This window comes from Paenibacillus rhizolycopersici (assembly GCF_014947195.2).
GTDB classification, from domain to species: domain Bacteria; phylum Bacillota; class Bacilli; order Paenibacillales; family Paenibacillaceae; genus Fontibacillus; species Fontibacillus rhizolycopersici.
In genome coordinates this window covers 170,539-183,046 of record NZ_JADCNN020000002.1, presented here as the reverse complement: position 1 = coordinate 183,046, position 12,508 = coordinate 170,539, and the positions used below count along the sequence as shown (strand labels likewise).

General features: G+C 53.5%; 10 protein-coding genes and 1 riboswitch. Of the genes, 5 read left to right on the top strand and 5 right to left on the bottom strand.

Annotated features, from left to right (window positions below):
* Positions 1–89 precede the first annotated feature (89 nt).
* Together IM700_RS03120 and IM700_RS03115 are read left to right on the top strand one after the other, a co-directional pair.
* Entirely contained in the window at positions 90–431 is a 342-nt protein-coding gene (locus tag IM700_RS03120) for a helix-turn-helix domain-containing protein (protein ID WP_193416749.1), read from the top strand.
* Positions 432–451: 20 nt separating this feature from the next.
* Positions 452–1,336, top strand: a complete 885-nt coding sequence (locus tag IM700_RS03115) for an IS3 family transposase (protein WP_193416748.1) — start codon at positions 452–454, stop codon at positions 1,334–1,336.
* A 516-nt stretch (positions 1,337–1,852) separates the two neighbouring features.
* On the opposite strand, the gene IM700_RS03110 is transcribed toward IM700_RS03115, so the two are convergent.
* Together IM700_RS03110 and IM700_RS03105 are read right to left on the bottom strand one after the other, a co-directional pair.
* On the bottom strand, positions 1,853–3,148 hold the full coding sequence (locus tag IM700_RS03110) for a glycosyl hydrolase family 28-related protein (protein WP_204801114.1): 1,296 nt from the start codon (positions 3,146–3,148) through the stop codon (positions 1,853–1,855).
* The gene (locus IM700_RS03105) at positions 3,141–4,220 is read right to left on the bottom strand and encodes an LCP family protein (protein WP_239483546.1); all 1,080 of its coding nucleotides are present in this window, start codon (positions 4,218–4,220) and stop codon (positions 3,141–3,143) included. Before IM700_RS03105 ends, IM700_RS03110 begins: the two co-directional genes overlap by 8 nt.
* Before the next feature lie 209 nt (positions 4,221–4,429).
* Here IM700_RS03105 and IM700_RS03100 point away from each other — a divergent pair, with 209 nt between their 5' ends.
* A complete protein-coding gene (locus tag IM700_RS03100) occupies positions 4,430–5,398 on the top strand; it encodes an NAD-dependent epimerase/dehydratase family protein (RefSeq protein WP_193416746.1) in 969 nt (322 codons plus the stop codon).
* A gap of 200 nt (positions 5,399–5,598) precedes the next feature.
* Positions 5,599–7,128, top strand: coding sequence for a DUF4129 domain-containing protein (locus tag IM700_RS03095; RefSeq protein WP_193416745.1), 1,530 nt, complete (start codon positions 5,599–5,601; stop codon positions 7,126–7,128).
* Between the two features lie 74 nt (positions 7,129–7,202).
* Here IM700_RS03095 and IM700_RS03090 read toward each other — a convergent pair whose 3' ends face one another.
* Positions 7,203–8,507 (bottom strand): hemolysin family protein, encoded by a 1,305-nt coding sequence (locus IM700_RS03090; RefSeq protein ID WP_155607499.1) that lies wholly within the window; start codon positions 8,505–8,507, stop codon positions 7,203–7,205.
* A gap of 263 nt (positions 8,508–8,770) precedes the next feature.
* Positions 8,771–8,870: riboswitch (purine riboswitch) on the top strand.
* A gap of 65 nt (positions 8,871–8,935) precedes the next feature.
* Between IM700_RS03090 and IM700_RS03085 the strand changes: the two genes are divergently transcribed.
* On the top strand, positions 8,936–10,375 hold the full coding sequence (locus tag IM700_RS03085) for an NAD(P)/FAD-dependent oxidoreductase (protein WP_193416744.1): 1,440 nt from the start codon (positions 8,936–8,938) through the stop codon (positions 10,373–10,375).
* Positions 10,376–10,497: 122 nt separating this feature from the next.
* Here IM700_RS03085 and IM700_RS03080 read toward each other — a convergent pair whose 3' ends face one another.
* Both IM700_RS03080 and IM700_RS03075 read right to left on the bottom strand, forming a co-directional pair.
* Positions 10,498–11,754, bottom strand: a complete 1,257-nt coding sequence (locus IM700_RS03080; RefSeq protein ID WP_193416743.1) for a metallophosphoesterase — start codon at positions 11,752–11,754, stop codon at positions 10,498–10,500.
* A 214-nt stretch (positions 11,755–11,968) separates the two neighbouring features.
* A complete protein-coding gene (locus IM700_RS03075; protein ID WP_193416742.1) occupies positions 11,969–12,463 on the bottom strand; it encodes a DUF2628 domain-containing protein in 495 nt (164 codons plus the stop codon).
* Between the last annotated feature and the right edge of the window lie 45 nt (positions 12,464–12,508).

Genomic DNA, 12,508 nt, shown 5'->3' with positions numbered 1-12,508 from the left:
AAGTACAACAAATCTATAAAGCCCCCTAATCACTTTGGACACTTTCAGACTAAACAATATACAATAAATATTAGCTGGAGGTAGTCCGTATGAGAGTTCAGCATAGCAAGTTCGACGAGTTAAGAATACAGGTCGTCGAGGAGGCATTGGACAGAGGGAATGTGGCTTTAACTGCTCGCAAACATGGAATCTCCCCCTATTCCTTGTACAAGTGGGTGAAACAATATAGGGATGAGGTGGAGATAAACATGGGTAAAAAAAAGGACATAAAGCAGCTTAATGATCCACAGACAGCTCAAGAGTGGGAGCAGAAATATGAACAGGCAGCGAAACTCCTTGGTGAGAAAGAACTGGAGATCGCGATACTTCGAGATCTTGTAAAAAAAAAGTATCCTCACATCCAATTCAAGTGGCCCGAAAATGGATCCTAAAGGGCTACAAGGTAGCTCCTGTGCTTAAGATCTGTGGTGTTCCGCGTTCATCGTACTACTATTCGCTCAAGCATACGAATCCTAAACAAGCCCCTCAAGGTGGGCGTCCCGTACCCGGATACTCCTATACCTTTGAAGGAAAGAAAGTGGCCGATACGCGGATTAAACACCTGATTATGAAGCTGCTGGAAAGTGAGGAATCCGTCTATGGATACCGGAAACTCACGATTGCCTTACGCCGGCAGCATCATCTTAAGATTAATAAGAAGAAGGTGTACAGGCTCTGCAAGGAGCTCGATATCCTAAGCAAGCCGGTAAAACCTAAACAGTCTTATCCACGCCGTCTCGCAAACAATATGGAGGTTACAGGACCAAACCAGCTGTGGCAGATAGATATTAAATATGGCTATATTGCCGGCCTGGAACGTTACTTTTATACCGCAAGTATTATCGATGTCTACGACCGTAATGTGGTTGGACAATACCGCGGCAAGGAGTCCAAGACGAAGGATCTGCTTACCACTCTACACAAGGCCCTCTTAAAAAGAGGCGTGTACACCCAAGAAACGCCGCTGGTTGTTCGTACCGACAATGGCCCGCAGTTCAAGAGCCACAAGTTTAGAGAGTTTTTCGAGAACAACAAAGAGTTACTGATCCATGAAAGAACACCGAACCGAACTCCGAACAAAAATGCGTACATTGAGTCATTTCACAGTATCTTGGAGCGTGAGTGTTTCAAGCGGCATATCTTTATGAGTTTTGAAGAAGCATTCGATGTTCTTGACCAATTCATGGACTTTTACAATAACCGCCGAATTCACATGAGTTTATATGGTTACTCTCCCGCTGAATTTGCAGTGAAACTGGAGAGAAACGAAGTAAACGCATTTAGAATCTCCGTATAGTTGAGCCGAACTAAGGTTTGATCCTAAAGTGTCCAATATTCGGGGGCCTGGCCGAAATTAGAGCACCACAGGAAAAATGACCCCAGAATGTTGTACTAAATGCAACATTCTGGGGTTTTTAAGTAGTTTAGCGGCTGAAATGTTGCATATAATGCAACATTTTGAAGGGAAAAGGAGCCCAAGCAGGTGCACGATACAGCCTATAAGGGACGCTGGCTCAACAGACACTCAACGGTCACATATCATGCCTCACTTGCAACTCAACAGGCACTTAACAGGAACACTCACCAGGAACTCAACAGGCACTTAACAGGAAAACTCACTAGGAACTCACTAGGAACTCAGCAGGCACGCCAGATCTCACCGGACACTCATCGAACACCACCAGACCGTCCATGAACTCACCAGACACTTCCCCTCACATTCATTAGGTGCTCGACAGACACCCGCCAGACACACAACTCGCATATTAGATGCCATCCCAAACGATACCCATCTCACCTTCACTCACCCAACTTACTTTGCCATATTGTCCGTCAGCGTCCCCGCTCCGGAGGCAAGCGCCCCGCGGGCATTGTCGGATAAGCGAATGGGCGTTTCTGCGCCGGCGATCGCGTTGCCGGTGATCCGGAAGCCACCGATCTGGTCGAGGCGGATCCCGCTCGAATCGGGAAAAGGAGGGCCTACACCGCCTTCGATGACGTTATTCTCAATGACGATGCCGTCTGCCGCACCGACATCAGCCTCAATGGCGGCATAGAAGCTGCCGGATCCCCCGATGATATTGCCGGACACGGTCACATCGCCGGCATAAACGGATATCGCTGCGTACATGTCCTGAGGCAACGCGTCCTTAGGGGTTGTGAGATAGCGGTTGTTCCCGGAGTAAGGGTTGACGATTCGGTTGTTCTTCACAACGACGCCGGGAGCGGAGATTTTGATCCCGCGTTTGGCGGCATGGTGGATGATATTATCGGATATCACGGAATCCGACAAAGGCGAGGAGCCCGGCGGCTGATCGAAATAAATACCGTCCGCATCCTCCCGTGGGGAAATATAGGAGATGAGGTTGCCCGAAATGTTAACGCGGCGAGCGATCGTTCGCCCGGGTTCGCCCCAAGTCATAATTCCCCGAGCGACAGGAGCAGCCTCTCGTGCAGCGATCTCGGTGAGCGTACAGCCAAGGATCTTGATGTCGACGGTGTCCCCATAGATCATGATGCCGGCGACGACGGTGGTGGACAGCGGGTGCCTCGGCTCCTCCGGCTGGTTCAAGTCCTGGATCGTGCTGCCCACGATGGCCACATCTGACGAACCGCTGTGAATGCCGATGCCGCGGGTCAGCCGTGCGCCGCCGTTGATCACAACGCCGTCGATGCGGATCCTCTGCCCTTGGATCGAGACGGCCTCGAACCCGTAGCGGGCGCCGGTGACCGCGCGGAACTTCAAGACGGGTCGGCCCAGGCCGCGGAGGGTTACGCCGCTGCGGAGCGGCAGCGGCTCGTCCAAGGCGAGCAGGTACGTACCGGGGGGCACGATGACGGTAGTGTCCCGGCCGGTAGCCGCCGCTTGCCGCATCACACGCAAAAATACGCGGGTATCGTCCGTAATTCCGTCGCCCTTAGCGCCGGCTTCCTTCACGTTGAAGGTAGGCGCAGGAAAGGGGAAGGCAGGTCCCCATCGCAGCAACAGGCCCCAGCTCAACGCCAGAATCAACATGACGAGGAGCAACAATCGAAGCTGAAGCCCACGAGGTCCTCCTCCACCCGGACGAAGCCGACCGTTGGGAATAGGCGAGGTCGATTTACTCATCGGGCGCATCCCCTAAGATCTCACGGGAAAGGTCGGACCAGGCCTTCATATCCGGAATCCAATAATAAAGCTCGGCATTCACCAGCGGATCATGGGCTTTGCCGCTGTTCCCCGGAAACTGCACGAAATACATCTCCTCCGGATCGATGCCGCGAACCATCCAAGCCAGGCTAAGCATATCGGCATTGGACAGATTGGTATCCAAAATGTCCTCTTTTACTTGTCGGATCAGCTCAGGCAGCTGGGCCAGGTTGTCTGGCACGAGCAGCCTGCGGGCGATCGCCTGAACGACCAGCGCCTGGTTTCGCTGCCGGGCGTTATCGCCGTCATCCAGCGATTTGCGTTCGCGGACGAAATCGAGCGTGGTTTCGCCGTTCCAATGCTGCTCCCCGGCAGGCAAGGTCCGATAATTGTAGGTTAGCTTGATGGGAGCATCCAGCTTCACATCTACGCCGCCGATCGTATCAATGAAATGCTCGAATCCGTCGAAGTCCGTTTTGACGTAGTAGTTGAGGGAGCAACGGCATAAATTACTGACGGCTTGGATCGCGGCAAGGGTACCGGCGTGACCGCCTTTTCCGCCCGCTTCTGCCATGGCGTGCGCATGGTTGATCTTGGTCAAGCCAATCCCGGGAAGGTGGACCCGGGTGTCACGGGGAATCGATACTAGGCTTACCTTATTTTGTCCCGGATTGACGTGAGCCAGCATCAGCACGTCGGTGCGGGAGGCTTCCTTTGCCCGGGCATCGGTGGCGAGCAGCAGCAGGTTAAAGCTGCCGCGATCACCGCGAATTTCTTCCGTCTGTGCGGGATTTGCCGCTGCAGCTTCACCGGTCGTCCCCGTATTTTTACCTCCAGCTACCCCGGACCGTTCCGACTTCTCGACAGAACCGTCGGATGGATCCTCCTGCCCTTTCCCGCCAACTGGCTCCGGCGTTGCCAAAACGGGGATATCGGTATCCCGAAAATGCCGGGACGGTTCGTATATCAAATAGGCGGTCAGCAGTCCGCCGGCCACGAGGAGTAGAAGAACTACCGGTATCGCCACTTTTTTACGGATTTTCATTTTCATTGGGTTCCACTCCGTCTCTAGCGAAAATAGGCTAAGATCTCGTTAAAAGAATTCATAGCAGTATATTAGTGGAATCGGGATTCTATACGCGAATACGTGCAAACAGACGGATATCCAGCACTTTCCTAGTCTAATTCGGGCTAGGCCTACATAAGGTGGTTGAAACGGGGCAAATGCCGGTATTTTTAGGGAATAGGGGAGTCGAGACGATGAAAGTGCTAGTCACGGGGGGAGCGGGATTTATTGGCCGTCACACGGTCAAGCGGCTTCTGGAAGAGGGGGAACAGGTGGTTGTGGTCGATACGGGCCAAGCCGGAAATCCGAGAAAAATGGACGAGTCGGTCTCCTATTACTCAGTGGATATCGTTTCGGAGGAGCTGGAGTCTATTTTTGCAGAGGAACGCCCGGATGTCGTTATTCACCTTGCGGCTCAAACGAGCGTTCGTCGCTCGCTGCAGAACCCGTCGGCCGATGCCGAGACGAACATTCTGGGAACCATTCAGCTGTTGCAGCAATGCGTACGCTTTGGGGTGCGGCGGATCGTGTTTGCCTCATCGGCCGCGGTCTACGGGAATCCGGACCATCTGCCGATCAAGGAGTCGCACGGGACGGAGCCATTGTCTTTCTACGGCGTTTCCAAACGGGTTTCGGAGATGTATATCCAATCGTTCAGCGAACGCTACGGCTTGGATTATTCCATTCTGCGGTACGCCAATGTTTACGGGATCCGGGAACGACGTACCGGGGAGGATGGGGTGCTGACGGCGTTTGTGGAGCGGTTGATGGCGGGACTTCCGCTGGAGGTATACGGGGATGGGCTACAGACGCGAGATTTCGTGTACGTCAAAGATGTCGCAGAGGCGAATGTGCTGGCGCTGCGAAGTTCAGGTAATCAAATTTTGAATGTCAGCAGTGGACGAAGCATCTCACTCCTGGAGGCACTCGGAATGTTGAAGGAGATTTCCGGACGCAATGTCCAGCCGCAATTTCGGCCTGCTCAGGCAGGGGATATCGAACAGAGCTTACTGGACAACGGCAAAGTTCGTGATGTCCTATGGTGGGAGCCCCGATATTCGCTGTATGACGGACTGTTGGAAATGATGGAATTTGAAACGGAAGCGCGAAAAAACCCTTTGCTCGTCGAGCGAGTCGGTTACAGTGAAACGTCAGTCATCTAAATGACTTGCGGCTCACTCACGCCAGCAGTGGAATCTACCCCGCCTCTTGCGAGAGGAGCGGGGTTCTTTTTTTGCGTCGGCTTCAGCAACGCCCGCAGCACCTTGCCCTGTGGTATGATGAAGCTAATGAAGAAGAGTATCTTCCGGTCGGAGGGGAAGAAGGAAGATGCGCTCGCAGGGAGATCGGGAGGGATATCGGGATGAGCAACAGGGACGAATACGACGAACGGGACCGCGAACTGGCCGGGAAGAGAGAACGCGCCGACGATCACCAACGTGACGGGGAAAATGAATCCGCTTACCTTGTGCAGACGCTGCGGATAGGGTTAGGTTGCCTGATGGAATACGTGCTGCTGTTGCCGGCTTGGATTTTGTTCGCGGCTTTTCTCCGGCCGCCGGAGTTCCCGGTAGCGGGGTTGGGGTTGTTGCCATTGTTGTCACTAGCCGGCGTCCTGACTGGCCCGCGCCTCCATAAGCTGTGGCAACGCGGGGCGGTGGCCCTCGGGTTCGGCTTGGCCTTTGCCGCGGCCGCCTTCGCCTGGGCCGGCGGAGTGGGGGCGCTTGGCTACGGCAACGTGCCCTCCGTCGCTGCCTTTCTCTTGCAAACCGCCGCGCTGCTTGCCGCCGGCGTGCTCTGCCCGCTGCAGGGGATGGCGGTCCGCAATCGCCAAGGTAGCTTTCGACTGTATTGGGCCGGGCTTGGTCTTTATTTCCTTGCGGGGATCTTTTTCCCGCGAATCGAGGCGCTTCAAGGAACTGTCCCGTTGATTACCTGGACCGGTGTATTCAGCTTGGCCACCGCCCTGTTCGTAACCAACCACCAGTATTTACGCTACAGCTCGCATTCCGGTGATTCGGGAGAACGCCTGCCTGCGGGTCTCCGCCGGCATAACCGCTTGTTCGTCGGCGTCATCATTGCACTTGCCTTGCTGCTAGCGGCCGGAGCCGGTCGCTGGATCGGCAGCCTGCTATTAGGATGGCTAAGAGCGGTCGTACGCTGGCTGCTTAGGCAACCGAAAGAACCCGCACCGTTGGAGCAGCCGGAGGTGGAGGTTCAGCCGCTGGAGCCTATGATCCCGGTGGAAACTCACGATTCGGATCTGCTGTCGCGCATCCTCAATTTTGCCTTTTATGCTTTCGGTGGCTTGATCATAGCCGCACTGCTGGGCTTCGCACTGTATTGGCTCTACAAGAACGCCGGCGGGATCTGGCGCAAGGCAATCGACCGCTTGCTCTCCCTGTTGCGTCGGGAAAGCGCTACGCCGGAGCAAGCAGCTTACCTCGACGAGGAGACGAGCCTGTTCACTTGGGAGTCTACTCTGCAAGGATGGCGCAAGATGGGAGCCCGCCTGCTGCGTTCCGGGAAGTCGCCTGAGCGTTGGGAGGAAATGAAGGATAACCGGGAACGGGTTCGTTACTTGTATCGTTTATTTTTGCGGGAGGAGCAGGAGCGCGGATATCCGGTGAAGCCCTATCTGACGCCGCAGGAAATAGTGCAGGAGTTAAGGTTGGAAACAGGGCAGAAGTCCGAAGCCACGAAAGCGACCAGACCCGGGAGACGGCGTTTCAGCTTTGGCGCGGGGAATTCGGAGAGGGAGAACAGTCGGGTCCGAGTGGACTCGGATGCCGCATTAAGCCCGTTGCTTCGGCTATACTACCAAGTACGGTACGGCGGGGAAACACCTCCTGACGAAGAACTGGCGGAGTTGAGACGGCGCTGGCCGCAGTAGTCTTAGGTCACATAAACCCAAAAAGCGCGAGCCTGCAGAGATTCCCTCTGCGCTCGCGCTTTCTTACGCCTGCCTTAGGCGTCGTGCCTAACGATTTCGAGTTTCTTGAAACGATGCGGTTCCTTTTCTAGCAGCTTAAACGTCAAATCTTCATGCTCCAGCGTTTCCCCAACGTCCATAGACGGGTTCATGCCATAGAGCCAGCCGCCGATCGTATCGACTTCCTCGGTACTCAAGTCGGTCAAAAGTACGTCATTGATCTGATTCACCGTCACCGTGCCAAGGGCGACCACATGTGACTCATCCAACTGAACGATCGGATCTTCCTCTTCCTTATCGAATTCGTCGCGGATTTCACCGACGAGCTCCTCAAGAATGTCCTCAAGCGCCACCAAGCCGGCTGTTCCTCCATATTCGTCGATCAGAATCGCCATATGGGTGCCTTCCTGCTGCATTTTCTTCAGCAGTTCGTTCACCGGGGTGACTTCCGAAACCGTCATCGCCGGCTGCAGCAGAGCGGCGAAACCGACGTTCGGATTGCCCTCGTAAGCCAGGAAAAACTGCTTCGTATTCACGATGCCGATAATGTTATCCTTGCTGCCTTCGACGACGGGAAAACGGGTATATTGCTGCTCCCGAATGATATCCAGGTTCTCCTGGCGCGTCTTGTCCGTATATAAACACACCATGTCGGTGCGAGGTACCATTATTTCCTTGGCGAGCAAATTATCAAATGCAAAAATCCGGTTTACGTAGCCAAATTCGCTCTGATTGATTTTGCCGCTTTCGAAGCTTTCATTGATGATGATTTGCAGTTCTTCCTCCGAGTGCGCTTCTTCATGTTCGGAAGCTGGCTTGACGCCAAACAGGCGCACCAGTTGGTTGGCCGATCCGTTCAAGGCCCAGATGAAAGGGCGCATAACCTTCGTAAATAGAATCAAAGGCTTGGCCGTAAGAATAGCAATTTCTTCCGCTTTGCGAATCGCCACCGTCTTGGGAGCCAGCTCGCCCACAACAACGTGGAAATACGTGATGACGACAAACGCAATAATAAAAGAGAGCGCGCTGCCAACGGTCTCGGGTACCTCCAGGCGATGGAACAACGGATGCAGCATGCTCTCCACCGTTGGTTCTCCAAGCCATCCAAGTCCCAGCGCGGTAATCGTGATTCCGAGCTGGCAAGCCGATAGAAATCCGTCCAGATTAGAGGTGACCTGTTTGACGGCGAGGGCTCCTTTACGTCCCTCCGCTATCAATTGATCAACCCGGCTGCCCCGGACGCGGACGATCGCAAATTCGACCGCCACGAAAAATGCCGTGAGCGCGATGAGAATCGCGACTAAAAATAAATTTAATACCAATTGCCTGTCACTGTCCATTCGATGCATCTACTCCTCAATTTTTAAATATAAAGGCATAAAACTATCACTATTATATAATACAACCCCATAGGAACGCGAATTTTGCCCTAGGTAAAAAGTCGGGGTTATTCGGTTATAATGTTCGTGTTTTATATTATTATTATTGTAAAATGTAATTAGTCGCACGTAATAATCAACAAAACACGAATATTAAATAAAAAACCACCTTGACTCATCCGTTTATTTCACTTATACTCAGATTGTTCTGAAGCACAGACAAGACTAAAAGAAACTATCGAATTCGTATATCCTCAGTAATATGGATTGAGGGTCTCTACAAGGAACCATAAATTCCTGACTACGAATAGGGTGCATTCGCATACCTATGAGTGGTCGGGAATTTTTATGTTTATGGCATGAATTCATATCGCCTCAGGAGGATACAGATGAGTAAATACGATGTCATTGTGGTGGGGGCGGGACCTGCCGGGATTTTCGCCTGTTATGAACTGACCCGTAAAGCGCCGCATTGGAAGGTGCTCCTGGTGGACAAGGGGCATGATATTTATCGCCGCCGCTGTCCGATCTTGGAGGAGAAAATCACGCTTTGCCCGCCTGCGGCCGGGCGCAAGGAATTTGCCGGCTGCCTGCCGGCCTGCTCCATTACCGCGGGGTTTGGCGGGGCCGGAGCCTACAGCGACGGGAAATTTAATATCACGACGGAATTTGGCGGTTGGCTGAGCGATTATATCGCGCCGTCCAAGGTGCTGGACTTGATCCAATACGTCGACTCGATCAATTTGGAGCACGGGGCGACAACCGCGGTTACCGATCCGATGACGGAGGCCGTGCGGGAGATCGAACAACGGGGTTACGCAGCGGGACTGAAGCTGCTTCGGGCACAGGTACGGCATCTGGGGACCGAGCAGAACCTGGAGATTTTGAAATCGATCTACGAATATCTGAATACCCGCGTCGATATGTTGTTTAAGGCGGAGGTCGAGGATCTGATCACGGAAAAAATCGACGGAAGCCACCAAGTTCGGGGCATTACGCTAAAGAACGGCGATACCTATGAGGCCGACCTGGTGATGGTAGCTCCGGGCCGTGACGGCTCGGCCTGGCTGACCGACATCCTTAAGAAGCGCCGGCTGAAGATGACGAACAATCAGGTAGACGTTGGGGTCCGCGTGGAAACCTCTGACGTGGTCATGCGGGAGATCAACGAGCATCTGTATGAAGGGAAATTTATCTATAACACGTCGGTCGGCACGCGAGTTCGTACGTTCTGCAGCAATCCGTCCGGACATGTCGTGGTTGAGAACCACAGCGGCGTCATGGCGGCCAACGGCCACTCTTACAAAGACCCGGCGCTGGGTTCAAGGAATACCAACTTTGCGCTCCTCGTTTCGCACCGGTTTACCGAACCGTTCGATAAGCCAAACGAGTACGCGCGGGAAATCTGCCAGCGTGCCAACGATTTGTCCAGCGGTGGGGTGATCGTGCAAAAATACGGTGATATTCTGCGGGGCCGCCGTTCCACGGCCGCCCGGATTTCGGAAGGCTTCCTTGAACCCACGCTCAAGGAAGCGGTGCCGGGCGACCTCGGGCTTGTGCTGCCGTACAATACGATGAAGAGTCTGATCGAAATGGTCGAGGCGCTCGACAAGGTGACGCCGGGCATCGCCTCCGAGCATACGTTGTTCTACGGCGTGGAAGCGAAATTCTACTCGGCCCGGCCGAAGCTGAGCGAATCGCTGGAAACCGAGATCGGCGGTTTGTTCTGCGGCGGTGACGGCGCGGGGATTACCCGCGGGCTGGCCCAGGCGGGAGCGGCCGGCGTGTGGATCGCCAGGGGTATGATCGAGAAAGCGGGAGCGGTATAGGAACATATACGGATACGGAAATGGGCACGGACCTTGGATCAAGGAGCCGTGCCCATTTTTAAAGTTTCAGGATGGATGAGGGTGACACGATGTCACCGCTCAATGGTACGAAGAGGTTAGGGCTACTCCAATCCGCCTTGCAACGTCATTTGCAGCTTGGTGTTGTGTGGAGATTTCGGTTCTAGCATGCTTTGGACATACCCTTGCAGAAAGGTCGAATCGGCCTTCTCCCATAATCGATAGCCTTGCGAGGCTAGCAGGCGCTCACGTTCGGGCCCCGATGCGGCCCTGCCCGCGAAATACAGCAGGTTGATGTCCGACATGGTCCGTGCCATCAACGTCTTATCCGCTTCGGATAAAGGGAGCTCCCCCAAGGAGGCATAAGCCTTGTTATAAGAATGCTCAGCGAAAAACTTGCGGCTGTATTCCGCGAAACCCGTCAGGTTCCCGTCTGATACCTGCCGTTTACGGGCCCATGCCTCTACATCGACCTGAGTGGATTCATACTCGATCGTCCTTCCGGTCGGATCGTATTGCAGCACACCGTATTGATGCGGATAGACGCTGAAGGCACTGGTCGCAATATCGTAGAGGCCGTGATTCGTCTGGCGGATATCTTGAATATGGATGTGGCCCGACAATACAAGATTAAGACGCAGCTTCTCAAATAAGTGGTTTATTTCTTTACTGTTGTTGAGTGTAAACCCTTTGATGGGTACGGTGCTGTGGTCGACCAGGTTATGGTGCATTACGGTCACAATGCGGGCGCCATCCTCAGCGGCGAGCCGGGTGCATTCCTTGATCCATTCTTGTGTGGCGGATGGAATCTCCCCGTCGGTCTGGGGAAAGCCGGCGAACTCGTTTAGATCGTACTGGCTTGTATCGAGCATCAGTAACCAAAGATCGGGAGATACCTTAGCCAAATAACTTAAAGTCGATGTATCTCTGGAAATGGCTTCATGATACCCGAAAGCCTCGTAAATCTCGACGAACTGCTCCGGCGTAATTGCTTCAGTTTTGTATTGCGAATTGCCCTTGAACCGGCGTGCCCAAGGATTCGAAAGATCATGGTTACCGGGAATCACGTAGACTTGAGTTCCTGCGGCTTCAATCTTCTTCAGTTTGGCGGCCAGGTCCTCGTGGCTAGCTTTCTCCCCGTTGTTGGTTAGATCGCCGCTCAAGATCAGGGCGGCCGGGTTCTTCTCTTTAACTTCCTCGGCGAAGGCTTCGCTCATCGGGTCGATGTAGCTCAGTTGCTTGCCGTCTCCGGCTTGGATATAGGTATGAAAGGCCTCCCCATCATCATGCAGGCGGGGGCTTAGGTAATGGATATCGGTGGCGACGTACAGGGTTAACGGCTGTCCCGCCTGCAACTTCATGGGCGGGCCATCCGAGGACCAAGAAGCCATACAACCGCTTAGACCAAGTAAACTTAAGCCGGCGGTAAGAATAACAGCTGTTTTTAACGAACGAAACATATCGGCAGAGCTCACTCCCATTTAAGCCGTTCTCCGGAAAGCCGGGCTAAGACCACTGTATAGGGAGAACTGAGGTGGTGCTGTGCTGTTTTTCCTTGCGAGCGGGGACTCACGCCTATTCCTGCAGTTGTTCGAATTCAGTTTGGACTTGTTTATAGTAATGGAGGTAAGTGAACGCTCCGAATACGAGGGCGACTAATAACGGGAGAACTGCCAGTGCGATTGGAATGTACAGGCTGGTTTCCCCGGCTAATACGATTTTCTCTTCACGGGTGACAGGATCCGAAGGATACCGTTGATAAAGTACGTTGATTTTACGTTTGGCCTGGCTTAGATAAAGTCGATTCGCGGTAATAGCCAAACCGATTTTGATAGCTAAATATACGGTAAGCACGGTCACCACCATTCCGCCCGAAAAGGTGCTTCCTGAATTCGAAAAAAGCAGAGGTCCGGCAATGTTCATCACAAGCGAGCTTGCAACCAGATATAGAAGTAAATATAAATACATTCCACGGTATAACAGCCAATATCCACCGAATAGAAAAGCCGGCCAATTCCAGCGGTTATCTTCCCGCCATTTCTGCAAGTAGGATTCTGCTCGGCGCCCCACAAAGCTTCTCAGATCCTCCTCCGAGACTCCGAATTCTTTCGTGTT